Annotated in this window: 28 protein-coding genes and 1 tRNA gene; 18 read left to right on the top strand and 11 right to left on the bottom strand. The window is 61.8% G+C overall.

All coding sequences use genetic code 11. From position 1 onward, the window contains the following. Nucleotides 1-153: 153 nt before the first annotated feature. The 3 genes from U1E20_RS09555 to U1E20_RS09565 form a co-directional block, all read right to left on the bottom strand. Complete coding sequence (locus tag U1E20_RS09555; RefSeq protein WP_409980799.1) at nucleotides 154-414, bottom strand: SMC-Scp complex subunit ScpB; 261 nt, start codon at nucleotides 412-414, stop codon at nucleotides 154-156. Between the two features lie 194 nt (nucleotides 415-608). Then, nucleotides 609-1,184 carry a hypothetical protein gene (locus U1E20_RS09560; RefSeq protein ID WP_409980380.1) on the bottom strand — a complete coding sequence of 192 codons (576 nt, stop codon included), beginning with the start codon at nucleotides 1,182-1,184 and terminating at the stop codon, nucleotides 609-611. Between the two features lie 485 nt (nucleotides 1,185-1,669). Then, nucleotides 1,670-2,812 carry a ceramide glucosyltransferase gene (locus U1E20_RS09565; RefSeq protein WP_409980381.1) on the bottom strand — a complete coding sequence of 381 codons (1,143 nt, stop codon included), beginning with the start codon at nucleotides 2,810-2,812 and terminating at the stop codon, nucleotides 1,670-1,672. Nucleotides 2,813-3,057: 245 nt separating this feature from the next. Here U1E20_RS09565 and U1E20_RS09570 point away from each other — a divergent pair, with 245 nt between their 5' ends. Both U1E20_RS09570 and U1E20_RS09575 read left to right on the top strand, forming a co-directional pair. Then, a complete protein-coding gene (locus U1E20_RS09570; protein ID WP_409980382.1) occupies nucleotides 3,058-4,404 on the top strand; it encodes a glutamate--tRNA ligase in 1,347 nt (448 codons plus the stop codon). Nucleotides 4,405-4,411: 7 nt separating this feature from the next. Continuing rightward, on the top strand, nucleotides 4,412-4,810 hold the full coding sequence (locus U1E20_RS09575) for a DUF1622 domain-containing protein (protein WP_409980383.1): 399 nt from the start codon (nucleotides 4,412-4,414) through the stop codon (nucleotides 4,808-4,810). A 193-nt stretch (nucleotides 4,811-5,003) separates the two neighbouring features. Here U1E20_RS09575 and U1E20_RS09580 read toward each other — a convergent pair whose 3' ends face one another. Together U1E20_RS09580 and U1E20_RS09585 are read right to left on the bottom strand one after the other, a co-directional pair. After that, nucleotides 5,004-5,579 carry an NnrU family protein gene (locus U1E20_RS09580; RefSeq protein WP_409980384.1) on the bottom strand — a complete coding sequence of 192 codons (576 nt, stop codon included), beginning with the start codon at nucleotides 5,577-5,579 and terminating at the stop codon, nucleotides 5,004-5,006. Nucleotides 5,580-5,609: 30 nt separating this feature from the next. After that, a complete protein-coding gene (locus tag U1E20_RS09585; RefSeq protein ID WP_409980385.1) occupies nucleotides 5,610-5,957 on the bottom strand; it encodes a hypothetical protein in 348 nt (115 codons plus the stop codon). Between the two features lie 250 nt (nucleotides 5,958-6,207). Between U1E20_RS09585 and U1E20_RS09590 the strand changes: the two genes are divergently transcribed. From U1E20_RS09590 to U1E20_RS09620, 7 genes are all read left to right on the top strand, one after another. After that, the gene (locus U1E20_RS09590) at nucleotides 6,208-6,786 is read left to right on the top strand and encodes a hypothetical protein (RefSeq protein ID WP_409980386.1); all 579 of its coding nucleotides are present in this window, start codon (nucleotides 6,208-6,210) and stop codon (nucleotides 6,784-6,786) included. Nucleotides 6,787-6,990: 204 nt separating this feature from the next. Further along, the gene (locus U1E20_RS09595) at nucleotides 6,991-8,385 is read left to right on the top strand and encodes a winged helix-turn-helix domain-containing protein (protein ID WP_409980387.1); all 1,395 of its coding nucleotides are present in this window, start codon (nucleotides 6,991-6,993) and stop codon (nucleotides 8,383-8,385) included. 55 nt (nucleotides 8,386-8,440) lie between these two features. Beyond that, entirely contained in the window at nucleotides 8,441-8,845 is a 405-nt protein-coding gene (gene mce, locus U1E20_RS09600) for a methylmalonyl-CoA epimerase (RefSeq protein ID WP_409980388.1), read from the top strand. Further along, on the top strand, nucleotides 8,845-9,081 hold the full coding sequence (locus tag U1E20_RS09605) for a DUF1467 family protein (protein WP_409980389.1): 237 nt from the start codon (nucleotides 8,845-8,847) through the stop codon (nucleotides 9,079-9,081). Before mce ends, U1E20_RS09605 begins: the two co-directional genes overlap by 1 nt. 137 nt (nucleotides 9,082-9,218) lie before the next feature. Further along, nucleotides 9,219-9,294 (top strand) — tRNA-Lys (locus U1E20_RS09610). A gap of 201 nt (nucleotides 9,295-9,495) precedes the next feature. After that, on the top strand, nucleotides 9,496-9,780 hold the full coding sequence (locus tag U1E20_RS09615; protein WP_409980390.1) for a peptidoglycan-binding domain-containing protein: 285 nt from the start codon (nucleotides 9,496-9,498) through the stop codon (nucleotides 9,778-9,780). A gap of 34 nt (nucleotides 9,781-9,814) precedes the next feature. After that, complete coding sequence (locus tag U1E20_RS09620; protein WP_409980391.1) at nucleotides 9,815-10,279, top strand: peptidoglycan-binding domain-containing protein; 465 nt, start codon at nucleotides 9,815-9,817, stop codon at nucleotides 10,277-10,279. A gap of 41 nt (nucleotides 10,280-10,320) precedes the next feature. Here the strand turns inward: U1E20_RS09620 and U1E20_RS09625 are convergent, their stop codons facing one another. The 4 genes from U1E20_RS09625 to U1E20_RS09640 all read right to left on the bottom strand — a co-directional run bounded on the left by U1E20_RS09625 (nucleotide 10,321) and on the right by U1E20_RS09640 (nucleotide 12,293). After that, nucleotides 10,321-10,767: a peptidoglycan-binding domain-containing protein gene (locus U1E20_RS09625; RefSeq protein ID WP_409980392.1), complete on the bottom strand. Its 447-nt coding sequence runs from the start codon at nucleotides 10,765-10,767 to the stop codon at nucleotides 10,321-10,323. A 75-nt stretch (nucleotides 10,768-10,842) separates the two neighbouring features. Then, nucleotides 10,843-11,304, bottom strand: a complete 462-nt coding sequence (locus tag U1E20_RS09630; protein WP_409980393.1) for a peptidoglycan-binding domain-containing protein — start codon at nucleotides 11,302-11,304, stop codon at nucleotides 10,843-10,845. 27 nt (nucleotides 11,305-11,331) lie between these two features. Then, on the bottom strand, nucleotides 11,332-11,625 hold the full coding sequence (locus U1E20_RS09635) for a hypothetical protein (RefSeq protein WP_409980823.1): 294 nt from the start codon (nucleotides 11,623-11,625) through the stop codon (nucleotides 11,332-11,334). Nucleotides 11,626-12,056: 431 nt separating this feature from the next. Beyond that, nucleotides 12,057-12,293 (bottom strand): hypothetical protein, encoded by a 237-nt coding sequence (locus tag U1E20_RS09640; RefSeq protein ID WP_409980394.1) that lies wholly within the window; start codon nucleotides 12,291-12,293, stop codon nucleotides 12,057-12,059. Nucleotides 12,294-13,275: 982 nt separating this feature from the next. Here U1E20_RS09640 and U1E20_RS09645 point away from each other — a divergent pair. Continuing rightward, entirely contained in the window at nucleotides 13,276-13,473 is a 198-nt protein-coding gene (locus tag U1E20_RS09645; RefSeq protein ID WP_409980395.1) for a hypothetical protein, read from the top strand. 27 nt (nucleotides 13,474-13,500) lie between these two features. Here U1E20_RS09645 and U1E20_RS09650 read toward each other — a convergent pair whose 3' ends face one another. Both U1E20_RS09650 and U1E20_RS09655 read right to left on the bottom strand, forming a co-directional pair. Further along, on the bottom strand, nucleotides 13,501-13,698 hold the full coding sequence (locus tag U1E20_RS09650) for a hypothetical protein (protein ID WP_409980396.1): 198 nt from the start codon (nucleotides 13,696-13,698) through the stop codon (nucleotides 13,501-13,503). A gap of 306 nt (nucleotides 13,699-14,004) precedes the next feature. Beyond that, nucleotides 14,005-14,265 (bottom strand): GlsB/YeaQ/YmgE family stress response membrane protein, encoded by a 261-nt coding sequence (locus tag U1E20_RS09655; RefSeq protein ID WP_409980397.1) that lies wholly within the window; start codon nucleotides 14,263-14,265, stop codon nucleotides 14,005-14,007. A 36-nt stretch (nucleotides 14,266-14,301) separates the two neighbouring features. Between U1E20_RS09655 and U1E20_RS09660 the strand changes: the two genes are divergently transcribed. The 8 genes from U1E20_RS09660 (at nucleotide 14,302) to U1E20_RS09695 (ending at nucleotide 24,283) form a co-directional block, all read left to right on the top strand. Then, nucleotides 14,302-14,511, top strand: a complete 210-nt coding sequence (locus tag U1E20_RS09660) for a hypothetical protein (RefSeq protein ID WP_409980398.1) — start codon at nucleotides 14,302-14,304, stop codon at nucleotides 14,509-14,511. Nucleotides 14,512-14,570: 59 nt separating this feature from the next. Further along, the gene (locus tag U1E20_RS09665) at nucleotides 14,571-15,920 is read left to right on the top strand and encodes a hypothetical protein (RefSeq protein ID WP_409980399.1); all 1,350 of its coding nucleotides are present in this window, start codon (nucleotides 14,571-14,573) and stop codon (nucleotides 15,918-15,920) included. Between the two features lie 1,414 nt (nucleotides 15,921-17,334). Next, on the top strand, nucleotides 17,335-17,988 hold the full coding sequence (locus U1E20_RS09670; protein WP_409980400.1) for a cytochrome c3 family protein: 654 nt from the start codon (nucleotides 17,335-17,337) through the stop codon (nucleotides 17,986-17,988). After that, on the top strand, nucleotides 17,976-20,852 hold the full coding sequence (locus tag U1E20_RS09675; RefSeq protein ID WP_409980401.1) for a TAT-variant-translocated molybdopterin oxidoreductase: 2,877 nt from the start codon (nucleotides 17,976-17,978) through the stop codon (nucleotides 20,850-20,852). The genes U1E20_RS09670 and U1E20_RS09675 overlap by 13 nt, the downstream gene beginning before the upstream one ends. Next, complete coding sequence (nrfD, locus tag U1E20_RS09680; protein WP_409980402.1) at nucleotides 20,849-22,252, top strand: NrfD/PsrC family molybdoenzyme membrane anchor subunit; 1,404 nt, start codon at nucleotides 20,849-20,851, stop codon at nucleotides 22,250-22,252. Before U1E20_RS09675 ends, nrfD begins: the two co-directional genes overlap by 4 nt. Further along, on the top strand, nucleotides 22,249-22,773 hold the full coding sequence (locus U1E20_RS09685) for a DUF3341 domain-containing protein (RefSeq protein WP_409980403.1): 525 nt from the start codon (nucleotides 22,249-22,251) through the stop codon (nucleotides 22,771-22,773). Before nrfD ends, U1E20_RS09685 begins: the two co-directional genes overlap by 4 nt. Beyond that, complete coding sequence (locus U1E20_RS09690; protein WP_409980404.1) at nucleotides 22,770-23,255, top strand: c-type cytochrome; 486 nt, start codon at nucleotides 22,770-22,772, stop codon at nucleotides 23,253-23,255. Before U1E20_RS09685 ends, U1E20_RS09690 begins: the two co-directional genes overlap by 4 nt. Continuing rightward, nucleotides 23,252-24,283 carry a hypothetical protein gene (locus tag U1E20_RS09695; RefSeq protein ID WP_409980405.1) on the top strand — a complete coding sequence of 344 codons (1,032 nt, stop codon included), beginning with the start codon at nucleotides 23,252-23,254 and terminating at the stop codon, nucleotides 24,281-24,283. Before U1E20_RS09690 ends, U1E20_RS09695 begins: the two co-directional genes overlap by 4 nt. The last annotated feature ends 188 nt before the right edge of the window (nucleotides 24,284-24,471 follow it).

Below are 24,471 nucleotides of genomic sequence, written 5' to 3' on the forward strand. Positions count from 1 at the left end.
TCCAACGTTGACTTCACCGCGGCAGTTACAAGGCAGTCTGGGCTCGTGAATGCGATTGCCGTCGCGCAAATTGTGGCATCTTTGGCGCGATGCCTAAAGTGATCTTGGCGTATGGATTATTTGAGCGGGGGGAGGGCTATAAAGAACACGTTCTCATCTCGGCTGCGTCGAGCAATGACGAGTGGCGAGCCGGGAGAGTTCGGCGCGCGTCGCGGGTTGCAGATAGGCGATCGAGGTTACGGCCAAAACTTCCATTGGCGTCAGTTCCGGCGCGCCGGCGTCGCGAAGATTGGCGCCGCTCGCGGCTCGGATCGCCGCGGCGAACCGCGGCTTGGTGCGCAATTGATAGCCGCTGGCGAGAAAGACGAGCTCATAAGGCCTGGCGCGCAATTCATCGCGGATGTCGCCGATCAGATCGACGAAATTGCAGTTCGATCCGACAAGCGGCGCAGAGCTTTTGTGCGCCCACCACTCACATCATGTGTTTGGCGTGGTCTTCCTGATCGCAGCCTTACGTCGACTATCAGCCGCGAACGCCGAAACCGCCGCCGCCTGCCCTGCTCGAGCGTCTGGTCAAAGCTGGCGCCGGCGGCGTCCGGCTTGGTTCGTCAGGCCGTCGCCGCGACCCTGTGGACATGCACGTCATGGCCGCCATTGTGCTCCATGGCGTCCATGGCGGCGCGTTCGAGTTCTTCCGTCCGGGTCCGGGCCCAGAGCAGCAGCCCGCCGCGCGCCAACTGCGCCTGCGCCCAGCTGCGCTGACGGCGTTGAACGAATTTGATGACGCCCACGCCGATCAGGCTGGCGCCCGTGCCGGCGGCGACGCCCGCGAAAATCGCCTCGGCGAAACTGCCGTAGATGGTCCAAACGGTGATCGCGCCAGCGATGGCCCCGACATAGAAGAGCAGGCCGATGAGCGACGCCTTGCCTTCATTGAGCGACTCGGATTCGACATAGGACATGCGCGGCGCTTCCTCGCTGTCCTCGATTTCCACCGAGCGTTTCGACCCAACCTTTTCGCGCGCCTTCTCGTCTTCGGCGAGCAGGCTGATTTCTGATCTGTCGAATCCGTGAGTCATCAGATCGTCGATGGCGGATTGCAGCTTTTCAAGCGAATCGAACAGACCGACGACTTCGGTAAATTCACGGCTCTGTTCTGGCGCAACCGCTTCATTCGATTCCATGGCGTTCCTCCCGAGGTTCAGGACTCTTGAACCGAAGCCGGCCTCCCCGCGCTCCGTCCTCTCTATGTAGGGCGTTCGCCATGAGGCCCCTTATCGAACGTCAGCATGCCTCCGCTTCTTGCTTTCGACAAGGCGCCGCAACATTGTGAAGCTTTAGCTAGAGCGAAAGGCGGCTAAGTAGCGCCAGGTTTTTTCTGGCGACACGGGACGCTGTGTCGCCACAGTCGCGCAGACATGCGCAATATTCGAGACACATTCGCGCAACGAGGCGAAGGCGGCGATGCGCTATGAGATTGACCGCTGAGAACTCGTAGCGGTCGCCGGTCCCACAATCGTCCGGCGTCCGCCGCCAACTTGAGGCGGGCCTTTCGAGGCCCGCATCTTTTCAATCCGAGCCGTCGCTTCCCCTGAGCGGCCATTGGCGCCGCCAGGACCGGCGGAAAATTGTTTTTCCCAAATTGATGAAACGAAGCAACGCCGGCGCGTCAGCCGGTCGTCTCTTCCGCCTCGCGCACGGTCATCGCGGCGCCGTGCCAGACGAAGTCGTCATAGATCAGCGCGTCGATGAACATCACCGGCAGCATCAGGTCGCGCACGATCAGCGCGAAGGGCGTGCGCCAGTCGAGCGGAAAACCGCAGACGCGCGCGAGCCAGATTTCGCCGCTATGCAGGGAAAGGACGATGAGCGCGGTGATGAACGACACTGTCGCGATCCCGCCGTCGAGCTGCACGGCGGCGTAAGCCCCGAGCACGATCGCCGCAAAACTGCCGTTCATGAATTCCGGAAGGTAATGCGCCGGAAAGGTCGCCCGGCGCAGGCGCGCCCAGCGCACATGTCGCGAATAGACTTCGCGGGCGGTGCGCTTGCCAAGCGGCTGCTCGAATGGCATGTCGACGAGGCGCACGTCCATACCCTGGGCGCGGATGACCTTGGTCGACGCCGCGTCCTCGGCGATTTCGCTCGCCAGCGCGCGAATGCCGCCGGCCCTGTCGAGCACGTCGCGCCGCCACATCATATTCTTGCCCTGGGCGAAGCCGGCGCCGATCGCCTCCGCGCCATATTGCCAGCGCGCCTGGAACGTGTTGAGGATCGCGCATTCGACCGTCGCCCAGAAGCCTTGCGGTCGCGACCCGATCGGCATCGAAACGCTCATCGCGGTATTGTCGCGGAAGGCGGCGAGCATCGTCTGGATATAGTCGCGCGGCGGCAGCGCGTTGGAATCGGCGAGAATCACATGATGATGCCGCGCCGCGTCCCAGCCCTTGACGCAATTATTGAGCTTGGGATTGGCGCTGATGTAATCGTCGCCGACGAGCAGCCGCGCTTCGCGTTCGGGATGCGCCGCGATCAGCCGCTCGACCAGCGGGATGACGGGATCGTTTGGCGATTGCACGCAGAATACGATCTCATAATCGGGATAGTCGAGATCGAAGGTCGCGCCGAGCGTCTCCTCGCTGAACGGCTCGAGCCCGCGCAGCGGCCGCACGATGCTCACCGGCGGCGCGTTGTCGGGCGGCGGCAGATCGCGTGGCCGCGCCCGACATTTTCGGGACATCAGCGCCATGCTTGTGAAATTGAGAACGAGAATGACGGCGCACCAGCCGGCGCAGATGTAGGCCAGAATCATGAACGGCGCTTTTTCCTTAAGAGTCGTAATGCTGAGAGTCGCGGCGGCGAAGGCTGGCGGAGTCGCCTGGCCGCCGGCGCGCGACGCCGGGACGCGGCCATTGTGATATTCCGCCTGACAAAGGCGCCGCGTCTTGGCAAAAGGACGGCGGCGCGAGAATCTTCTCCCGGCGCGAGCTGGGGGAGATCTGCTGCTGAAAACCCTGCCGCCGACCCTCCTCTGGCAACGCCTGACGAAGCTTCCTCATGACCTCTCCGATCGTTCGTTTCGCGCCCTCGCCGACCGGCCGCATTCACATCGGCAATGCACGCGTCGCGCTGTTCAATTTCCTGTTCGCCGTCGCCCACCATGGACGATTCGCGCTACGGTTCGATGACACTGATTTTGCTCGGTCCAGCGAGGAATTCGCGCGCGGAATCGAGATCGATCTCGCTTGGCTCGGCGTCGTTCCCGACGCGATTTTCCGCCAGTCGGAACGCGTCGCGCTCTATGAGGAGGCCGCCGAGCGCCTGCGGCGGTCCGGCCGCCTTTACGCCTGTTACGAAACCGCCGAAGAACTGGAGAAGCGCCGCAAGATGCAGCAGGCGCGCGGCCTGCCGCCGATCTATGACCGCGCCGCCCTGCGCCTTTCACCCGCAGAGCGCGCCGCGCTCGAGGCCGAACGCCGGCGGCCGCATTGGCGGTTCCTGCTCGAACCCGGCGTCGTCGAATGGAACGATCTCATTCGTGGTCCGGCGCATATCGACTGCGCGGCGCTCTCCGACCCCGTCCTGATCCGCGAGGACGGCAGTTTTCTTTACACGCTGCCCTCCGTCGTCGACGATATCGACATGGGAATCACTCATGTCATTCGCGGCGAGGACCATGTCACCAACACCGCCGTCCAGATGCAAATCGCCCGAGCCCTCGCGCCTCACGCGCCGGCGCCGATTTTCGCGCATCACAATCTTCTGGTCGGGGCCGGCGGCGAGGCGCTGTCGAAACGGACCGGATCGCTCTCGATCGCCTCGCTGCGCGAGGAAGGATACGAGCCGATGGCCGTGGCGGCGCTCGCGACGCTCACCGGGTCCTCCGACAATGTCCACGCCATGCGCTCGCTCGATGAGCTCTCTCAGAGCTTCGACCTGTCGCATGTCTCGCGCAATCCGGCGCGCTTCGACCCGGCCGATCTCGAAACGCTGACGCATCGCACGCTCGCGCTTTATGAATTTGGCGACGTGCGCGAACGTCTCGAAGCTCTGACCATCGTCGGCCGCAAAGCGGAGCCGCTGTGGCGGGCAGCGCGCGGCAATCTTGCGCGCTTCGACGATATTCTGACATGGTGGCGCGTCGTGGAGGGCGACATCGCGCCGATCCGCGAAGACGAGCCATTCTTGAAAGACGCGGCGCGGCTTCTGCCGCCCGAGCCTTGGGACGAGACGACATGGTCGGCCTGGACGAGCAACGTCAAGTCGGCGACAGGACGGAAGGGCAAGGCGTTGTTTCATCCGCTGCGGCTTGCGCTGACCGGCGCCGAGAGCGGGCCGGAACTCGCCGCGCTGCTGCCACTCATCGGCCACGCCAAGGCGCTGTCGCGTCTCGCCGGCGCATGAGGGCCACATGCTAGCGCCCTATCTCGCCAACATTCATGCGATCATCAATATCGCGGGGCTGATCCTCGACGTCACGGGCGTGCTGATCATCGTCATCGGCGCGGCTTTGTCGACTCTCGCTTATCTCGCGCGCTGGCGACAGAACGCGCTGACCTATCGGGGATATCGACGGGACGTCGGCCGGTCGATTCTGCTCGGGCTGGAATTTCTCGTCGGCGGCGACATCATTCGAACCGTGTCGGTCGAACATCCGAGCCTCGAAAATGTCTTCGTCCTCGGCCTCATCGTGATGATCCGCACGGCGATGAGTTTCACGATGGAAGTGGAGCTCGAAGGCCGCTGGCCCTGGCAGGGCCGCACCCTGGAGACGCAATCGCCGAGCGAAGACGAGTCAGGTCAATCGTGATACGATATCCGTCTAAACGGCTCGGGTGTCATTCCCGACGCGCGCATGGCACGCGATCGGGAATCCAGAGCAAACGCAGCGCTCCTGGAGTGGCTCTGGATTCCCAGTCGGGCCTTCGGCCTGCCGGGAATGACAAGGTCGAAGCGAGCTGATCAAGCTGAATTCGTATGAGACGCGCTTCAAGCGCGCCCTTTCACGCCAGCACCGCCGGCACGCCAAAGAGCCATGGGTGCAGATAGAGCACGAGGGCAAAAACCGCCGTGCCGGCGCCGGCCGCGATCGCGTCGCCGCGGGTAAATTCCGAAATGCGCGGCGCGCCGCCGTCTCCGCGCTTCTTTAGGGCGATGCGGTCAAACACCGCCCAGGCGAGAAACGACCCGAACAGGATCATGCCGCCGAGATCGCCATTGACGAGAAGATGGGCGAGCGCCCAGCTTTTGATTGCAACCAGCATCGGATGGCGCAACGCGCCGCGAATACGGCCCGGCGGCGCGCGACGCGCGGCGAAGGCGATAAAGGCGAACCAGACGAGCGGCGGCGCGAGATAATGCGTCCATAGGGGCGGCGTCCAGATTTGGATCATGCCCTCGGCGCGATAGCGGATGAAGCCATAGATGATGAGCGCCAGGCCGACGGCGGCGAGAAGCGAATAGGCGCGCTTATAATTTTGAAGGCCGTAACGCTCGATCAGGCCCGAGCGGGTTTCGCGAAACGCCGTGAGCGTGTGAACGCCAAGAAAAATGACAATTCCGAGAATGAGAATGAGCATGGCCGCTCCGCCTTCCGCATCTTCTTGAGACTAAAAGCACCGCACCTGCGCCTCCGCCTGAGCGCGGCGCAACTCCTGAAGCATATCGCGGGCCGCGTCGGTGTTGCGCATCAACGCGCCCACCTGCCCCGCCTGCTGATTGACGCTCGCCACAGTCTCGGCGGCGACATAGCGCTCATAGGGCAGAATTGTTGCAATCACGTCGATCGAGCAGGCGCACTGGTCCAGGGAGAGCCGCGTGTCGCCATTGGCCTTCATGCAGCCGAAGACGTAATCGGCGCGCGCGGCGGTCGGATAATCGTTGAGATCGGCGGCTTTGGCCGAGCCGCCCGCAAGCGAAAGCTGCGCGAGAATAAGGAATTCTGCTAGGCGGCGCATCTTTTTCGTTCCTGACGCGTTCTTTCCGGAGAAAATGTTGCGCGCGCCCGAGCGGCGCCATGCGCCGGTATTGAACGAAGGAGCGGGAGGCGCAAGTTTAAGTTTCGGCGCGGCGACGTTTTTGAGTTGAACAGGATGCGGCTGGATAAGGCGGAAAATCCTACCCTCTCGCTAGCAGGCGCAAGCGGCAGGTTTTCGCCGCGGTCGCGCCAAGAGCCGCGTCGTCCAGCCGCCGAATCGGGAGGACGGCATGTCGAAGCTCCTTAACGCGATTTTCCTGACGGCAGTCACGGCGTTCGCCAGCGCGTCCCCGTCTGGCGCGCGCGCCCATGGCGCAATGCAGCGCCAGCGCAGCGCCTGTCTGCTGAAAGTCGGACCGGACTTCATGTATTTCTCCGGCTATCAGCCGGCGGCGTCTCGAAACAGGTTCTGCGAGGACATTCCCGCGACCGGTGATACGATTTTCGTCCTCGATTATGGTCAGGACGAGATGCGGGGCATGTCGACGGACTTCCGCATCATCCGCGACATCGGCGAACAGGCGGAGCAGCAGCGGCTGGATTCGGTGACGGTCGCCTATCTCCCGCCTAAGGTCTATCCGGCCGGCACGCTCAATTTCGAACATGTGTTCAAGGAGCCCGGCGAATTCGTCGGGATCGTCACGGTCGACGGGCCGAACGGCGAGCACTGGGTGTCGCGATTCCCCTTCACCGTTGGCGGCCGGCCACTGTCGGCGCGCATGCCTTACTTCTTGATCGCCGCCGCCGGCGTGCTGGCGCTGACCATTTTCGTCTGGGGCAAGGAGGAGCAAAAGGAAAGCCGCGTCTGAGCGGTAGACGCCGCCGTCACGCGACCGTCAACTTGGGCGCGCATAGACTGCGCGGAGCCTTCCGACGTTCTGCGTAAGGGGAGCGCTCAAACGCCGGACCGGAGGTACGTCCGGCGTTTTTTATTTGTCCGGCGTTTTTTATTTTAAGACCTTATTTTAACGCCCCAAAACGGCCGCTTAAGGTGAAGCTAAATAGAAAAGTCCATGCGATTTACGGGACTTAACCATATTCTGTTCTTGCCGAAGCCGCGTCACCTTGCCATCATCGTCCTGGGCAGGGGCGTCATGGGCGAAGTGGTCAGGCGATTTTCAGGATTTACATACAGCGCCCAGGGAGGACTGCAGCGGGACGGCGCGCGAATCCAACTGGGCCCTCAGGCGCGCCAACTCCTCGAATTGCTGCTGGACGCGCCGGGCGCCCTGGTGACCAAGAGCGAGATCGCCGAGCGGCTCTGGCCGAATCGCACTGCCTCCGACGATTCCATCGACCGCTGCGCCTATCTCCTGCGCAAGCCGCTGCGCGAGGCCAGCGGCGAGGATTTGATCGCGACCGCCTATGGCCGGGGGCTCGCCCTTCGAACGACGGTCGAAATCCTCGACCAGGACGCCGTTCAGCCGGTTCGGCTCGCGCCCTCCAGCGAACCGCATATTCTCGATCTCTGGCAGACCGCCTATGAGCTGGCTGGAAACCGAACGCGCGAAGGTTTCTCCCGGGCGCAGGAAGCGATCGCTTCGGCGGCCCAGCTCGACCCCGCCAATCCATCGGTCTGGTCCCTCGCCGCCGATATCGCCGCCGGCCGGGTGACGCGGGGGTTTCTCCGTCCCGCCGAAGCACTAGCGATGATTGAAGACTTCGCTGGCCGGGCGCTGGCGTCGGCGTGCGACCACACGCCGGCGCGGTCGGTCCTGGGTTGGGCGCGCGGCGCTCTGCAGGGCAAGATTTCCGAAGGCGTCGCCCTACTCGATCAGTCGGTCGCCGACGATCCTCTCTATGGCAAGGCGCGCGTCTACCGCAGCTGGCTGTTCGCGGCGGCGGATCGTCTCGATGACGGACTCGCCGACAGCGAAGAGGGTCTCGTCAATTCGCCGCATGATCAGGCGCTGCTGTCGGTGCGGGCCTGGCTCATACTCTGCGCCGGCGATCTCGAACGGGCGCGCCGCTATGCCCGCGACGGGCTCGATCTGCGGCCTGACGCTGGGACCCTGCATCTCGTAATGTCGATCGCCTACAGCCTCCAGGGATTTCACGAACAGGCCGTGAGCGCGACGCGACGGGCCGTCGCTTCGAGTCCCGACGATCCGCTGCAATTGACCGTCCTCGCCTATGTGCTGGCGCGCGCCGGCGCCGACAAGGAAGCCGAGGCGCTCATTGGCAGTCTGATCGAAGACGCCGAACTGTATGCGCCGCCCTGCTTTCTTGGCCCCGCCTATTTCGCCCTCGGCAAGCGCGCGCAAGCGCTCGACGCCATTCGCCGTGGCTTTGCCGAAGGCTGCCCCTGGAGCTCCTTTGTCCGGATCGATCCGCGTTTGGCGTCCTTGCGCGCCGCGATCGACCAGCTCGTCCCCGCGCCGCAGTCCGAGACGCGTCCCGCCGGTTGAAATCGCGCGGCGCAGCGCTTATTGGCGCAGCACAGCTTTTTTCCGGAAGGTGAAAATGATCGGCCGACTGAACCATGTAGCTATCGCCGTCGAAAGCGTCGAACGGGCCGCCGCCGTCTATCGCGACGCTCTTGGCGCGAAGGTGTCGGATCCGGAAAACGTAGCTGAGCACGGGGTTACGGTGGTTTTCGTCGAATTGCCCAACACCAAGATCGAATTGCTCGAACCTTTGGGCGAAAACTCGCCGATCGCCGGCTTCGTCGCCAAAAATCCGGCGGGCGGCATTCACCATATCTGCTACGAGGTCGAAAATATTCTGGAAGCGCGCGAACAATTGCTGGCCTCGGGCGCGCGCGTTCTGGGCGACGGGGAACCGAGAATCGGCGCGCATGGCAAGCCGGTGCTGTTTCTCCATCCCAAGGATTTCTGCGGCGCGCTGATCGAACTCGAGCAGGCCTGATGCCCTTTTCACTGCCGCTCGCGGCGGCGATCTATCTGACGATCTGGTGGATCGTGCTGTTCGCGGTGCTGCCGCTCGGGATTCGTTCGTCGGAAGAAGCGGAAGAAGAGCTTCCTGAAGGCGCCGATCGAGGCGCCCCCGCATCGCCGGCGCTGCTCAAGAAAGCCGCGATCACGACCGTGGTCTCGGCCGTTATTTTCGGTCTGGTGGCGCTTTTCGCCAAGTTAAACGAGTGAGCGCGCGCCGCCGCCGGGGTTGACCGGCGCGGCGCCCCCCGGTAGTTGAACGCGAGACGCGGAGATAGGTCCGCGCGGCCGAACGGACCGACCCGCTCAGTCGACTTTAGCGGCGTCAGCCCGCCGCTTCTTAACGCGAGCGCGTAGCTCAGTCGGTAGAGCACCTGACTTTTAATCAGGGGGTCCCGGGTTCGAGCCCCGGCGCGCTCACCAATTAAAACAAAATGTTAAGATGCATGAAGCGTGGTCAGAGCGAGCCGAGGCGCATGTCGGTGAGCATCCGGTAAGCAGAAATCGAAATTTCGGGCGCAGCGCTCACGCGCTATCCTCACTGCATGAGCACGGCCGCGCGTAGAGCGGGCTAAAATGTCAACGACCAAATGATTGATCAGCAACCAAAGGAGCGCGGAAATCATGACGCAGGTCGTAATAAAATTAATGACGATCGACCTCCGGAAGGCCGAGCTGCAGCCGGTCACGGGCGACGACATTAAGACGCTGCAGGCGTTGCTAAATCTCTTCCTCACAGCCGGCGATGTCGGCGAGGACGGCAGCCCGATCCCGCCGCTGATTCTGGACGGGACGGCCGGCGCGAAAACCAAGCAGGCGCTACTAGCCTTCCAAACGGCGGCCCATCTCGCCACGGACGCTATCGTCGGCCCGCTGACATGGAGAAAACTCATCGAGCAGGACTTCTAAAGCAAGCAGACCGAAAAACGAGGGGAGCATCGACATGCGGGCGACCATCAAGTTAGGCGACACCGGGGATGACGTGAAACGAATTCAACGGGTCTTCGCCCGCGACAAGGTGTTGGGACCGGACGATGTCGACGGAGTCTTCGGACCGCGGACGGAACAGGCCGTGAAGGATTTCCAACAATCGAACGGGTTGACGGTGGACGGCATCGTCGGTCCGATCACTTGGAGCCACGTGCACCCATACCGCGAGGCATCGCCGACGCTCCAGGCCGGTTCTACCGGACCGGTGGTGGCCAAGCTACAAGGCGTGCTCAAGACTGGCTTTGGTTACTCCGGCGCGATCGATGGCATCTTCGGCCCGGTTACCGAGGCCGTCGTCCGTCAGTATCAAACCAACTCCGGGCTGCCAGTCACCGGGATCATGGACGAGCGGACCTGGCTGGCTCCCGCAGGCGCCGCGGGCGCAACGCTCGAGAGCCTCTCCGGTCTCATTCTTTAACGGCCGTCTATGCATGTTTCGGCTGCTGAATCGGGATGAGGTCAGCTTACGCCGCCTTCATTCTCCAAGGCATCGACCACCTGCCAAGTTTGTGGTCCGACGACGCCGTCGATGTTTAGTTTGTAATCTTGCTGCAACTTTTTGACTGCCGCTTCGGTCACGGCGCCAAAGCGCCCGTCGACGCCTCCGGTATTGTATCCAACTGCGCTCATCCGGCTCTGCAAACGACGGACAGGTAAGCCGGTCGAACCGATCTTCAGCACAGGACGGCTCTGGTCAGCTTCGTCAATGTTGATCCAGGTCACTCGGCCAACCACGCCGTCTACCGCAATTTCCCGTGTCTGCTGAAACTTCTTGACCGCGTTCTCGGTTTTTGTCCCGAAGACGCCGTCAACGGGTCCGACATCATATCCCAGAGCTTTCAGAGCCTCTTGCAGGTCACGCACCGCAGGGTCATTCGACCCCTTCTTCAGCACCGGTTCCGCCATGACGTGCCCTCCTGCTAAAAGACATGAACCCAAGTCACTCGTGACTTTTTCCAGATGATCGCCTTGAAGCCGCTGCTAAAAAGAAAGCATGCCGCTTACCAGGGCCTGCCAAGTAACCGGACCAACGATTCCGTCTACCTTTACGGTAGGAATATCGAGCGAAAGCGCTTGCTGAAAACCGCGCACCGCCGCGTCTGTCACTGGTCCGAAGACTCCATCGATTTGGGGTCCCTTGCTGGGGTCGCCAGACAGGTTGCGGAACTGAAACTCCTCCTGCACTCCCCTAACCGCGTCGCCTTGGCTTCCCTTTTTGACCTGCACGACAAGAGCCGCCCACGTCAGGGGGCCGACGATCCCGTCCACCGTCAACACGTGGCCTGACTGAAACGCTTTCACCGCGGCTTCGGTCTTCGGACCAAATACGCCGTCGACGACGACGCTATGCCCGCGCGCGCGCAACAGATATTGCAACGTCTTTATGGGATGCCCGTTGGAGCCGGTTTTGACCACTGGCCACGGGCTGATGCTGCCAGACATAACAGTACTCCAGCAATATCGGACGAGCTATTCGGGATTTTGGGGTGACGGTATGAATAAAATAGCGGATTTTGCTTCGAACGCGACTTCGATTCCGTCGCGGAATGTTACACCCCTGACGACTTTCGGCAACTGATTTTGTCCTTGCAAGCGGCGGCCGCGCTTTTCCCATGCCGTAGTTGCAGGTGAAACATTATTCCTGTTTTTCGCGTTTCCAGGTTTCACCCGGCCTTCGCCACGGTATTGGAGCGCGTCAATGATCGAACAGACCATTGCCATCGTCGGCCTGATTTGCGGGACATGCTTGGTCCTGCGGATCATGCCTGGGGCGGGTCCATAGGCAGTCCGTTCCCGTTCGTTCGCCACAGACCTCCGACGATCGCCGATCTTCGTGCTGAGGCGCGTCCAGGGCGCGAGCCCGCGCTTTATGAACTGAACGTTTACGAAAACGGCGGCACGATCAGTGCTTGGCTTTGCCAAGTGTCAGAATTGGACGCAGCGCATTCGAATGGAGACACTAATGCAGCGAATTGCTTCCACTGCGAAAGCCATTGCAGCCCGGTCAACAGTTCGGCTCCTCGCCAGAATTCCGGCGCGAATAATCCGGCAGGTCATGGCTGTTCCGGCGACATTCATCGACGCGATAGAGCGATTTGCAGAGAAATATTAGGCGCGGCGGCGGAACAAATTCCACCACGGAAAGACTCAGAGATGTCCCGCAACGCGGCCACGAAGGCGGCGTGCAAAACGTTCTAGTTCGAAGTACTAACTAGGGCGATAGCGCGCGCGACGATGTCCTTATATGCTGTCGGCGACGCAATTCCGAACGCATGCTGGCGGGCGGCCACATATTCTTCAATGGCTGCCTTTGACTCACCGTTCAACGCCATATGAAGTATTCGGCGGGCGTAATCCTCTATTTCGCCAAGACTTGATTCTGGTAGGTCTCCCCAAGCTTCGCGCATGATGGCGACTATCGCGCGTTTCATTTCTTTATCTCCCTTAAAAGCCGTGCTTTTAGGAGCCGGTCTGGGTGGAGATGATGATCGAATTTCTCTCCAGTGAACAGATGAGTTTCGCTTGTTGCCAACCAGTGCCGTGAACGCAGCTTGAGCTGACGCCAATCGCTCCGCGCTCAAAGTCGTCAAGCGCCAACGTCGCCGAAGGCATTCGAGGCAAAAGCCGCCGAATTTCGCGCGCGAAACCCGCCGAGGTCGAAGCGCGCCTCCTACTGGCGCAGGAGCCGGAAGACGCGATAGTCGCGCCGCTGAACCTTTACGAAGGGGGATTGGCAAACTTTGCCAACCCTCGAATATTGGTTGGTTCCGTTCTTCGTCTCTGGATGCAGCGCCTCATAGGCGTCCTTGCGGCGCTTGTCCCGCCACGCTTGCCACCGAACGCCTCGGCGCTAGTTGATCGGGTTCGATTCCTGGAAAGCGAACGCAGCAGTCCTTGCCCGCGGCTTCGCGGTCGCGGGCTTTTTTTCAGCTTCACGCCTCATGCATGAAAAAGCCCGGTCGTCGCCGGCCGGGCTGGAGTCATGCGGTTGAAAGGATCGCCGCCTGCTAGCAGGCGACAGGCCGATTCGTAGGCGCGTCGGGCAATCCGAACAAGCGCGGCCAGCCGCGACAGTTAACGCTATGCAAACGCCATGTGCGGACGTTTCACACAGCATCTGCCGTGGGACGAGCCCCACTGGCTTGCTGGTCCGATCGGCCAGCCGCGTCGCCAATCCCTTTGGCCAGCGCATCCCAAAATGCCGCGCGGCCGTCATCGCCGTTCCGCCGACAGAGCTCGGCCTGGCGCCTGAGTGCCTCCCGCATTGACTCAACTTCTCCTACCGTCGCCGCGCCTGCAAGTGTTCGAATTGCTTCGAAGGTCCAGCTTTCAACCAAATCGGATTTTGTCTTTCTGCTCATGGCGAATGCCCACTATTGAATTCCGTCAAGCTCGCTTTGAGCGCATGACGCCATGGCCGACAGTGGCGCCTATCCATTCGTCGACGGAATGCGCGAGCACACACGGGAAGTTCTATGCAGAGGCGCGCCGTCGCGCGTCATGCAAATGGCGGCGGACGCCTTGCAGGAATGGATCGTTTCGCCGCGGGTCAATAGGTCGGATGTTGGCGACTCCGATTCTGCGCTGATCGAGCGGGCGATCGTCGCTTGAGGCCGTTTCGCCATGCGTCCGTTCCGACTATTCTGTCACCGTTATCAGGCGACCAGCAAAGACGCCGTTAGCTGCCGTTGGCGTCGTTCTTTGGACGGAATTAATGGGCATCGCAAAGCCGATCACGAACGCCGCGGTCGCCAAGAGGGCAACCATCAAGATCGACGCGCGAAACTGCCTGAGCGTTGACTCCTGAGCAACCTCCCGATCAAAGGAAATCGACATGACCGCCTCCCTCTACTGTTCGATGAAGGCGTATTAGCAAGTGCGGGCGAGGCCCGAAGTGCGCCAGCGCACACGCAGCATTAACCTTAATTATGCGCTAGCCCCCGGCGGGTTTTCCGCGGGGGATAGTTCTCAAGCACCGCCAGCCGGGCCATTTCTTCTGCTGGTACTTCGCGAATGGTGATGGCCGTATAGAGCGCAGCGGCGCACCTTCCACGATCGCCGGCATCTCTGCATATGGGCGTTGCCTACGGGAAAACTACATGCGCGCGCCATGTTCCGTAACCAACGCCATCGACAGTCACTTCAAACGGCTCGGATCACGCGAACCACGACGAGCAAGGCGATGGCTCCGACCGTGGCGTTGAAAACAGTAAGCGCGAGTCCGGCCCCCAAATGAACGCCGAGTCGGGGCAGCAACCAGTCTCCGATGAAAGCGCCGATCACTCCAACAATAACGTCGCCGGCGAATCCCATGCCATGTTTTGTCACGACCTTTGTGGCGGTCCATCCTGCGACGAGGCCGACCAACAACATTACGGCAAGCGTTTGATAGGGAACATACATGCGTTTCTCCACCCGACACGCCATATCGAGGCTTAGATGACGCATCAGCCCTATACCTCACCGATACGCACCCGCAAGGCCGCCGATTCCTTCGTCGTCGAAGACGCGAACGGGATCGCGCTCGCCGATGTCTATTTCGAAGACGACTCGACCCGCCGCGGACTCGTCAATCGGCTCTCGGGCGCCGACGCCAAGGCGGGGGCACAGAATATCGCGCGGGCGCTGAACGAGGACGCGGCTGGGTAGCTCGGAAAGCCGACCAGAAGCGCTTATCCGCTCGGCTTGCCGAAGTTCTGACGCGGGCCATGTATTCGTCACCTGCGCCAAGCGGCCCCGCCAAGGCGCGGCAAGGGCGGCGAGCTTGGCCGTCACCTTATCTCGTCGCCCGACACAATGCAAAACGCCCGCGCTTACATTCGGCGATGGGCGCTTGCGATAATGGATTACCATGTGCGCTCGCGCACTTCGCGTTTAAGCGCGACGCGCGATGGTGCGACTATTCCGAAAACGGCTCATCGTTCCCTTCGCAACCAGATCAAATATTGGCGCGGCAATGTCGGCAACAATCGAGACACAATGCAGCAAATCGGGAAGGACGCGGCTCTAATAAAAACGCATCGCCCTTATTGAAATTTTTATGGCAGCTGGGAGGACGCTTTGGAGCAGCGATTTTCGACCAAGGTTCATTGTCGGCTGAAGGCTGCGAGCACGGCCCGATGAACGCCTACGAAGCAGAGGTCAGCGCTAGAGGGAGGTCATTTCTCGCCCCCGCATGTAGGATTCAAGGGCGAGAGGTGGCGGTGACCGGTCGCTGGCTCCGCATTGCGTCGTTGAAGGACCAAGACTGGCGCGAACTCGACCCCATCGTCGACCTTAGCGGGTTCGCGAGGTCGTTGCGCGGCAGTGGATTAGGCGCGGATATTTTCGAATTTTCGGGCCCTATCGATGGCTCTCGGCGGCAGAGAGGATGTCCATTTGAGATGGACAACATAGCCGTGATCCACACGAAGGATTACCGAGCATGGTGGGAAGGTCTTCCACCGCAGGTCCGCAAAAATGCAAGACGCGCTGCGAAGCGAGGAATTGAAATTAGAACCGCGACGCTTGATGACGAGTTTGTTGCCGGCATCAAAGCAATCTACGACGAGACCCCGATTAGGCAGGGTCGCAAATTTTGGCATTACGCGAAAGATCTTAATGCGATCAGACGGGAAAACAGCAGCTATGCTGACCGCTCCGAGTTCCTTGGCGCCTACTATTCGGGGCAGTTGGTTGGATTTATGAAATTTGTATATGTCGGCGACGTTGCTCGAATAATGCAGATACTTTGCCTAAGGGCGCATCAGGACAAACGTCCTATGACCGCCCTAATTGTTGCGGCTGCGGAGATCTGCAATAAAAAGCGGATAAAGTATCTAATTTACGGGAAATTTACCTATGGCAAAAAAGAGAATAGCGGCATCACGGAGTTCAAGCGTCGTCATAGATTCAAAAAAGTGGAATTTCCGCGTTATTACATTCCATTGACAGTGCGAGGACAGATTGGTTTGAGATTGGGCCTTCATAAGAGCTTTACTAGTTTATGTCCTTGGCCATTTCTATGCTTTTTGCTTAGAGTCCGTGCTTGGTGGCTTGGAAATAGCGAAATATCATGAACGGGCCAAAGCTCTTTAGGCGAATACCAAACCCTTTGAGTCTCTTTGCCTCGTGTCTTTCAATTTTATTCCGACTAAGAAACGCCCCGCCGTTACATCCACGGGCGGGGCGTTTCTTGACGCCGGCAAAGAGTGGTCCAAAGCCGGCGAATTGCGGAAAGCCTAATTACTTGTCGCTCATGCCGCAATTGCTCTGGCGCGAGCCCTGCGCCGATCCTTCGCCGCCGTCCACGCCGTCGATAGGCATTGCCCGAACGTCCAGCCGAACCCTAGACGCTTGTCGTCTCAAAACCTCTTGTGAGCGTCCCGCATGATCGCGGCGAGGTCGTAACTCATTGCCCCAGCCTTCGCCGCAAATAGTTCGACCTCAGCACGCATCGTTCTGCCCTCTCGACAACGCGCCGAGATATTCGCATGACGACGCCGTCGTATTGGTCAGTCAGTCTTCAAGACAGCGCATTCGCGGTCGCGACCCGATCAAGCGTCGTGCTAGCGCCGCCTTGCGCGCCTCATGAACAAACGCCCCAAAAGGCCAACGAGATAGCCGCCGATCGTGATTGCGAAATAGAAGACGATCACGAAAGCCCATCGATCATTGGCGGACACCGCCCTGCGGAATATTTCCGTCAGATAAGTGAGATCAATGAACCGGTTGGCGTAGAACCCGCTAGCGACGGCGAGCGCTGGGGCGATCCACCCCGCCGGGCAACACGCCTGCCCGCTCGGCGAAGACGTGCGATCGACGACGGCCGATAGGGATAGAGGATATGGCCCTCCTAAAGCACGGCGTTGGCGATCGCCCTGATGGAGTCGATTTTCATGTCGCCTCCGCCGCGCTCGCTTCGAGCAGCGCTTGTAAGGCGCATTCGAATGTCGGCGGTCCCGACTGCCGCCGATAATTGTCCAACTCCTCGAGAGGCGCGGCTGCGCTCTCTCCTCGATATCGATGATCTCGCGCTCGGTGACGCCTTTCACTTCGCTCAGGACGTCAGAATGGTCCGAGCCAGGCGTTAACGGCGGTTGGACGCTCTGCGGTTGCAACGTCTCCCCCGTCAACTATCGCCCCTCAACGAGCTTGCCAGCCTGAGCTTTCGCTTTGGCCCAAGGCTGACGCAATGTTGAACCGTCGAGTTGCAATCGCGGTTCGCCGCAATCAAATTTTACGACAGAGGCGCGACTGTGGACGCGATGCATGCCCGAGCCGCTTGCACGCTAAGCGAGCGGCTTGGCGGAGGTCTCGATGGACTGGCGGCGGGTCGAAGATTGCGTAACGAAGGGCGCAGGCTGCCGCTTTATCGACGCCGCCATCAGCGCGTGAGATCGTCACGACGATTGCCGTAGGCGCGCGCTGAACCAACTGTAATCCTGGATCTAAGTGCGCCGCTGGGGCGCGATGCCGGAAGCGGAGCGGCAAATGCGCTCGGTCTTTCAGCCTGCCATGAATTTCTGGGCTTCGCTCACGCTCCTCATGCTGACGCTCGCGGCGGTGGGGTTTTCGTTTCTGATTTGGCTGTGGCCGCAAGGCGATTATGCGCGGCGCATGAACTGGGCGCCGGCGCAGCCAGTGCCGTTCAGCCATCAGCATCATGTGAGCGGATTGGGAATCGATTGTCGCTACTGCCACGCCTCCGTCGAAGTTTCGTCCAACGCGGGCATGCCGCCGACCTATACTTGCATGACCTGTCACTCACAGATCTGGACCAACGCCGCCCTGCTTGAGCCGGTGCGCGACAGTATGAAGGACGACCGGCCGTTAGCTTGGCGCCGCGTCGCCGACGTTCCGGATTACGTCTACTTCAATCACAGCATTCACATCGCCAAAGGGGTCGGCTGTTCGAGCTGTCACGGCGATGTGGCCAGCATGGCGCTGACCTACAAGGCCAAGTCGCTCACCATGCAATTTTGTCTCGATTGCCATCGCGAGCCAGGCCCGCGCCTGCGCCCGAAAGACAGGATTTACGACACGCGCTGGACGCGCGACGCGACGACGCCGGCGCCTGAACTGCTGCTCGCCGCCTATGGCGTCCCGCAGCGAAACCTGACGGACTGCTCGATATGCCACAGGTGAATCCGCAATGGCGCAGCCTGGAGGAACTGGCGCAGGATGCGCAATTTTTGTCGCGCATCGAGCAGGAGTTTCCGGGGCTGGGCGCAGCGTTCACGGCGCCGCGCGATCGTCGCGAGGCGTTGACGCTGATGGCCGCCGCTCTGGCGCTCGCGGGCGTAGGACTGGGCGGCTGCAACGGCGCGCCGGAAGGACATCTGATCCCCGCTGTGCAACAGCCGCCCGGCGTCGTCCCAGGCGTTCCGGATTATTACAGCGGCGCGCATATCGACGGCGGCTACGCCGAAGGAACCGTCGTCAAACATTTCATGGGACGGCCGATCAAGGTCGAAGGCAATCCCTTTCACCCCGCGAGCCTCGGGGCGACGAGCCCAATGGCGCAGGCCGAACTGCTCAACTTTTACGATCCTCGGCGATCCTGGGGGGTCACGCGCGCGAAGCTGCCGCGCAGCCGGCCGGCGCTGGAACAGGCGCTCGCCGATCAGCGCGCGAGGCTGGCCTCTACCCGCGGCGCCGACTTTGTCATCTTAACCGGCGCTTCGACATCGCCGACGCTCGCCGCCCAGCTTGACGCGCTTCGTAAATCCTATCCGCAGATTCGCTGGCTGCATTGGGAGCCAATCGAACGCGAGAACGTCAGGAACGCCTTCGCGCTGGCCTATGGCGCGCGCCTCGCATTTTTGCCGCTCATTCAAAACGCGGACGTCATTCTTGCGATCGACAGCGATCTCTTGAGCGGTGCGCCCGGCCATCTGAGCTTCGCGCGCGACTTCGCGGCCCGGCGCAATCCGACGCGCGCGAAAATGAATCGCCTTTATGCGATCGAACCCGCGCCGTCGCTCACCGGCGCCGCGGCCGATGAGCGCTTCATCGCCGGGCCGCGAGAAACGCACAAAATTCTGTTGGCGCTTGCTTCGGCGCTGCTCGGCGCGCCGCCAGCGGAAGGTCCGCCATGGCTCGATCGGATCGTAGCGGACCTCAAAGCCAATCGCGGTCGTTGCTTCATTCACCTCGGGCCCGATCATTCGCCGGAAGCGCATGCGCTCGTCCTTGCGATGAATGAGGCGCTCGGCGGTCGCAGCGCCGCCTATGCGCTTGTCGATGAGCCGACGCATTTTTCATCCGACGACGCGCTCTCGTTCGCCACGCTCGTCGCCGACATCCGCGCCGGTCGCGTCAACTCGCTTCTGATCATCGACAGCAATCCAGTCTACGCCGCGCCGGGCGCGCTCGATTTCGCCGAGGCGCTTGCTCAAGTTGAGTTCAGCCTCTGTCTCAGCGCGACGCCGAACGAAACCAGCGAAGCGTCGCTCTGGGCAGTCCCGATGATTCACCCTTGGGAAGGCTGGAGCGACGCGCGCGCCTTCGACGGAACGGCGAGCATTATGCAGCCGCAAGCTCTCCCTCTATATCAGGGCGTCGGTCCGCATGATTTGCTCGGGCTGCTGCTCGGGCCCGATGCGCCGAAAGCGCGCGATCTCGTGCGACAAACTTGGAAGGATCAGCTCGGCGCAGCGGATGCGTGGACCGATGCTCTCGCAATGGGCGTGATTCCAGGCGCCGCCCGTTCGATCAGCAATCGCCCCCTGTCCAGCGCCGCGGCGCGCGTCCGATTGCCCGAGCCGCCAAAGGCCGGGATCGTCCTATTGTTTCGGCCTGATCCTTATCTTCTCGACGGGCGTTATGCCGACAATCCCTGGCTACAGGAATTGCCGCGACCGCTGACGAGAATGAGCTGGGGCAATCCGCTCCAAATCTCGCCCCGTCGCGCGCGCGAACTGTCGCTGGAGCACGGCGATGTCGTACGCATCGCGATCGATGGCGCGCATGCGACGACGCCGATCATCGTCGCGCCGGGCCAATCGGACGACTGCATCGTCGCGCTGCTCGGATTCGGCAGGCGTCACGCGGGCCCGGTCGGACGGAATGTCGGCGTCGATTTCTTCGAGCTGGCGGGGCGCGCCTGCGCCGCGCCGGACATTCAGAAAACTGGCGCGAGGGAAGAATTGGCGAGCGCCCAACATCACGCCGCGATATTCGACGAATGGGGCGTCTATGCGCGCGACGGAACGCTCGCGCAATTCCTCAACGATCCGGAATTCATTCGGCGCGGCGACGAGCCGCGGCCGGCCCTCTATGATTGGAAGCCGGAAGGCCCGGCGGCCTGGGGCATGAGCATCGATCTCAACGCCTGCATCGGCTGCGGCGCCTGCGTCGTCGCCTGTCAGGCGGAAAACAATATTCCGGTCGTCGGCAAGGCCGAGGTGCTGCGCGAGCGCGAAATGCACTGGCTGCGCATCGATCGCTATTACGACGGCCCGCCGGAGTCGCCGAAAACGAGCTTCCAGCCCGTGCTGTGCATGCATTGCGAGGAAGCGCCTTGCGAGCCGGTCTGCCCGGTCGGCGCGACAATGCATGACTCCGAAGGGCTCAATGTGATGGTCTACAATCGCTGCGTCGGCACGCGCTTTTGCTCCAACAATTGCCCTTATAAGGTTCGGCGCTTCAATTATTTCGACTTCGCCGGCGAAGAGCGCCGCGCGATCGAATCGCGCAATCCCGACGTCACCGTGCGCGCGCGCGGCGTCATGGAGAAATGCACCTTCTGTCTGCAACGCATCGCCGCCGCGCGAATCATCGCCGACCGGGACGGAGAGAAGGCGGCCGCGGCGACGACCGCCTGCGAGGCCGTCTGTCCCACTCGGGCCTTCACCTTTGGCGATCTCGCGGCCAAGGGCAGCGACGTCGCGGCGCGGCGCGCCGGATCGCTGTCCTATGCGCTGCTCGCTGACCAGAACACCAAGCCGCGCGTCACCTATGAAGCGCGCATCTTGAATGTCGATGAAATGAAAGAGACGGGGAAATGACGCTGCTGCGGATCGGCTCGGCGATCGTGGCCTCGGCGCGGAATCGCCAGCCGCGCGCCGACGACCCGATCGTCTCCCCGGCGCAGACCATCTCGTCGATGACGTCGAAAATATGCGCGCCGCCTCTTCAGCGGAACTGGCCGTTGTGGTGGAAGCTCAGCCTGGGGGTGGCGCTGCTCTTTGTATTCATCCTCGTCGTCGCCATCGGCTGGCTGTTCTATGCCGGCGTCGGCGTCTGGGGCATCGATTGGCCCGTCGTTTGGGGATTCGCGATCATCAATTACGTATGGTGGATCGCCATCGCTTCGGGCGGCACCTTTATTTCGGCGCTCTTCTATCTCGTGGAGGTCGAATGGCGCAGCGCGCTCAACCGCATCGCTGAAACGATTACAATTTTCGCCGCCGCCTGCGCCGCCATCTATCCGCTCTTGCACCTCGGCCGTCCATGGCTCTTCTACTGGCTGTTCCCCTATCCCAATGTCATGGGGCTCTGGCCGCAATTCCACAGTCCTCTGCTCTGGGATTTCGTTGCGATTCTCACTTATGTCATTTCCTCAATACTCTTCTGGTATTTCGGCCTCGTTCCCGATCTCGCGACGATGCGCGACAAGGCCGACGCGCCGCAGAAGCGTCGCTTCTATGGCGTGCTCGCCTTGGGTTTTCGCGGCTCGACCAACGCCTGGCGCTATTATATCGCCGGCTATGGGCTTCTCGCCGCGGTCATGGCGCCGCTCGTCATTTCCGTGCACAGCATCGTCGGCCTGGACTTCGCGGGCGCGGCGACGCTCGGATGGCATTCGACGGTGTTTCCGCCCTTCTTCGTTTTCGGCGCCCTGCTGTCGGGCTTCGCGACAGTGATGCTTGTCGCCATCCCGGCGCGCCGTCTGCTGGGGCTCGATGATTTCATCACCGGCCGTCATTTCGACATTCTCGGCAAGCTGCTGCTAACGAGCAGTCTTTGCGTGGGCTACGCCTATCTGATGGAAGCCTTCACCACCTTCTATGGGCCGGACGCCGCCGAGAAGCGGCTCTTCATCGATAAGGTCGTGGGCGAGCTGGCGCCAATCTACTGGGCGACGATTCTCTTCAACATTCTCGCGCCGCAATTGATGTGGCGCCGGAGCGTTCGACTGAACGAAACGCTCATCGTTCTCATTAGTCTCTTGGCGATCGTCGGCATGTGGTGCGAGCGCTATGTCATCGTCGTGATGAGCCTGCGGCGCGCGCATCTGCCCTCCGCCTGGGGCGACTTTACGCCGACGATTTGGGATTGGCTGACGCTCTTTGGCACGATCGGTCTGTTCATCGCCGGCCTCCTCGTCGTCATCCGCCTGCTGCCGACGGTTTCGATGTTCGAGATGCGCAACGTCATTCTGCGCAGTGCGAGGCGACATCGATGAACGCCGAGACCAAAGCGCCGAACGGACTGGCGGCGACTTTCCTCACCGAAAACGCCTCGTTCGCCGCGCTCGCCGCTTTGAACGCGGCCGACGTCGGCGACGCGCGGCTGTTCAGCCCGCTCCCGCCGCCTGGGCCGCCAAAGCGCACGCGCCTGCCCGCCTTAGCGCTCGTCTTCGGTCTGCTCGGCGCCGCCGGCGCCTTCGGCCTGCAAGCTTACGCGAATGTCGTCGCCTATCCCCTCGATATCGGCGGGCGCCCGCCCTTCTCCTGGCCGTCGTTCATTCCGATCGCTTTCGAGGCGGGCATCCTCGCCGTCGTACTCGCCACATTCGTCGGGGCCGGCGCGCTTTGCGGCTTCACCCGCTATTACGACTCCATCGACGAAATCCGCGCGCTGCGGGACGCGACGATCGATCGATGGGTCATCGTCATTCGCGCCTCCAATGTAGAATCCTTGGCGCGGTCGCGCGACATTTTGGAACGCTGCGGCGCGCGCGCGATCGAAGAGGCCGAACTGTGATCCGCGCGCTCGCCATGCTCTCGCTTTGCGCGCTGACCGCCTGCAGCGACATGAGCAGCCAACCAAAGCAGCGAAGCTATTCGCCGCTCGTCGGTCCCGCACCGACGCCGCCGGACGTTGTGACATTTCTCTATCGAGCGCCGACGCCGCCGCCGCTGACGCTCGCGCTCGTCGAGCGCGGCCAGCAGCGCTTTCGCATATTCTGCACGCCCTGTCACTCCGAGCTTGGCAATGGCCAAGGCATGATCGTGCAGCGCGGCTTTCCCGAGCCGCCTTCCTATACCAGCGAGCGATTGCTGAAAGCGCCGACGCGGCATTTTGTCGATGTGATCGCGCAAGGCCATGGCGCCATGTATTCCTACGCCGCGCGCGTGCCGCCGGCCGATCGCTGGGCGATCGCCGCCTATATCCGGGCTTTGCAGAAAAGCCAGAATGCGTCGGCCGAAGATCTCGCCGCCGCGCAAGCGGAAGGCGCGCCATGATCCTGATGTTTGCAGCGCTCGCGGGCGCGATCGGATATGGCGGCGCCGCCCTTGGCTGGGCGTTGTCGCCGAAACTCTTTGGCTTTGGCTGGCTCGCCGCGTTGAGCGTCTGGATCGCCTGGCCGCTCGGCGCCATGGCGTTGCTGCTGATCCATGCGCTGACTGGCGGGCGCTGGGGAAAGGCGATTCACGGCGCGCTCGCGGCCGGCGTGCGCAGCATGTTTCTCCTGCCGCTTTTCGTCATTCCCTTCGCGCTGACGGCGCAACGCGTCTATCCTTGGCTCAGCGCGACGCAATTCGACAATTCGCTCTATCTCAACGGCCCCGCCTTCCTGCTGCGCTGCGTCATCTATTTGCTGATCTGGCTGGTTCTGGCCGTGCTCGTCGGCCGCGCCGACAACGACGCCAGCGAGCTTGCGCGGCTCGCGCCGCCTGGGCTCATTGTGCTTGCGCTGACAGCGACATTCGCTTGCATCGACGCGATCATGTCGCTCGACCCGACTTTCGCGTCGAGCATATTCGGGCTCGTTCAGATCAGCGAGATCGGCGCGCTGTCTCTCTCGATCGCGGCGTTGGCGCTGATCCTAGCGGCGTCGCCGGACCCCGAGGCCTTGCGCCAGATCGCGCGCCTGCTGCTCGCCTTCGTCATTCTATGGAGCTATCTCGCCTTCATGCAGCTGCTGATCGTCTGGCAGTCCGACCTGCCGCGCGAAGCGGCATGGTATCTTCGACGCTGGAGCCCGGGCTGGGACATTGTCGGCGGAGTGATTGTCCTCACCCATTTCGTAACGCCTTTTTTCACGCTGCTGTCGTCGGCCGCGCAGCATTCACGAAAGGCAATCGGATTTGCCGCGGCCTCAATCACCATCGGCGGGATTCTTCATCAATTCTGGCTGGTCGCGCCATTTGCCGGCTCTAGTTCTGGAATGATCGCACTGCTTACGCTTTCCGCCTTGCTGGCCATGGCCTGCACGACTGCGATCGTCACGCGCGGGAGAAAACGAAGCTGGAATTGGATCGAGGCGTGAGCGCGATGCAAGAGAAAGACCTCGTTCCAGCTTCACACGAAGGCGGCGACGTGAGCGGCGGCTTCATCGCCGTCGGCTTTGCGTCAACCTTATTCGCCGTCATTTTTCTTTCGCTTCTCGCATGGGCGCTTTTTCCCGACGCGATGATCGACCGGACGATGAATCTTCCCCTGCCGGCATACCCGGAG

It is taken from the genome of Methylocystis sp. (assembly GCF_046349115.1).
Classification (GTDB): domain Bacteria; phylum Pseudomonadota; class Alphaproteobacteria; order Rhizobiales; family Beijerinckiaceae; genus Methylocystis.

What these genes read in the sequence shown, in the direction of transcription:
- U1E20_RS09560 (WP_409980380.1), bottom strand. Translation starts at nt 1,184, where the DNA reads ATGGAATCGAATGAAGCGGTTGCGCCAGAACAGAGCCGTGAATTTACC.
- U1E20_RS09565 (WP_409980381.1), bottom strand. Translation starts at nt 2,812, where the DNA reads ATGATTCTGGCCTACATCTGCGCCGGCTGGTGCGCCGTCATTCTCGTT.
- U1E20_RS09570 (WP_409980382.1), top strand. Translation starts at nt 3,058, where the DNA reads ATGACCTCTCCGATCGTTCGTTTCGCGCCCTCGCCGACCGGCCGCATT.
- U1E20_RS09575 (WP_409980383.1), top strand. Translation starts at nt 4,412, where the DNA reads ATGCTAGCGCCCTATCTCGCCAACATTCATGCGATCATCAATATCGCG.
- U1E20_RS09580 (WP_409980384.1), bottom strand. Translation starts at nt 5,579, where the DNA reads ATGCTCATTCTCATTCTCGGAATTGTCATTTTTCTTGGCGTTCACACG.
- U1E20_RS09585 (WP_409980385.1), bottom strand. Translation starts at nt 5,957, where the DNA reads ATGCGCCGCCTAGCAGAATTCCTTATTCTCGCGCAGCTTTCGCTTGCG.
- U1E20_RS09590 (WP_409980386.1), top strand. Translation starts at nt 6,208, where the DNA reads ATGTCGAAGCTCCTTAACGCGATTTTCCTGACGGCAGTCACGGCGTTC.
- U1E20_RS09595 (WP_409980387.1), top strand. Translation starts at nt 6,991, where the DNA reads ATGCGATTTACGGGACTTAACCATATTCTGTTCTTGCCGAAGCCGCGT.
- mce (WP_409980388.1), top strand. Translation starts at nt 8,441, where the DNA reads ATGATCGGCCGACTGAACCATGTAGCTATCGCCGTCGAAAGCGTCGAA.
- U1E20_RS09605 (WP_409980389.1), top strand. Translation starts at nt 8,845, where the DNA reads ATGCCCTTTTCACTGCCGCTCGCGGCGGCGATCTATCTGACGATCTGG.
- U1E20_RS09615 (WP_409980390.1), top strand. Translation starts at nt 9,496, where the DNA reads ATGACGCAGGTCGTAATAAAATTAATGACGATCGACCTCCGGAAGGCC.
- U1E20_RS09620 (WP_409980391.1), top strand. Translation starts at nt 9,815, where the DNA reads ATGCGGGCGACCATCAAGTTAGGCGACACCGGGGATGACGTGAAACGA.
- U1E20_RS09625 (WP_409980392.1), bottom strand. Translation starts at nt 10,767, where the DNA reads ATGGCGGAACCGGTGCTGAAGAAGGGGTCGAATGACCCTGCGGTGCGT.
- U1E20_RS09630 (WP_409980393.1), bottom strand. Translation starts at nt 11,304, where the DNA reads ATGTCTGGCAGCATCAGCCCGTGGCCAGTGGTCAAAACCGGCTCCAAC.
- U1E20_RS09635 (WP_409980823.1), bottom strand. Translation starts at nt 11,625, where the DNA reads ATGATCCGCAGGACCAAGCATGTCCCGCAAATCAGGCCGACGATGGCA.
- U1E20_RS09640 (WP_409980394.1), bottom strand. Translation starts at nt 12,293, where the DNA reads ATGAAACGCGCGATAGTCGCCATCATGCGCGAAGCTTGGGGAGACCTA.
- U1E20_RS09645 (WP_409980395.1), top strand. Translation starts at nt 13,276, where the DNA reads ATGGCCGACAGTGGCGCCTATCCATTCGTCGACGGAATGCGCGAGCAC.
- U1E20_RS09650 (WP_409980396.1), bottom strand. Translation starts at nt 13,698, where the DNA reads ATGTCGATTTCCTTTGATCGGGAGGTTGCTCAGGAGTCAACGCTCAGG.
- U1E20_RS09655 (WP_409980397.1), bottom strand. Translation starts at nt 14,265, where the DNA reads ATGTATGTTCCCTATCAAACGCTTGCCGTAATGTTGTTGGTCGGCCTC.
- U1E20_RS09660 (WP_409980398.1), top strand. Translation starts at nt 14,302, where the DNA reads ATGACGCATCAGCCCTATACCTCACCGATACGCACCCGCAAGGCCGCC.
- U1E20_RS09665 (WP_409980399.1), top strand. Translation starts at nt 14,571, where the DNA reads ATGTATTCGTCACCTGCGCCAAGCGGCCCCGCCAAGGCGCGGCAAGGG.
- U1E20_RS09670 (WP_409980400.1), top strand. Translation starts at nt 17,335, where the DNA reads ATGCGCTCGGTCTTTCAGCCTGCCATGAATTTCTGGGCTTCGCTCACG.
- U1E20_RS09675 (WP_409980401.1), top strand. Translation starts at nt 17,976, where the DNA reads ATGCCACAGGTGAATCCGCAATGGCGCAGCCTGGAGGAACTGGCGCAG.
- nrfD (WP_409980402.1), top strand. Translation starts at nt 20,849, where the DNA reads ATGACGCTGCTGCGGATCGGCTCGGCGATCGTGGCCTCGGCGCGGAAT.
- U1E20_RS09685 (WP_409980403.1), top strand. Translation starts at nt 22,249, where the DNA reads ATGAACGCCGAGACCAAAGCGCCGAACGGACTGGCGGCGACTTTCCTC.
- U1E20_RS09695 (WP_409980405.1), top strand. Translation starts at nt 23,252, where the DNA reads ATGATCCTGATGTTTGCAGCGCTCGCGGGCGCGATCGGATATGGCGGC.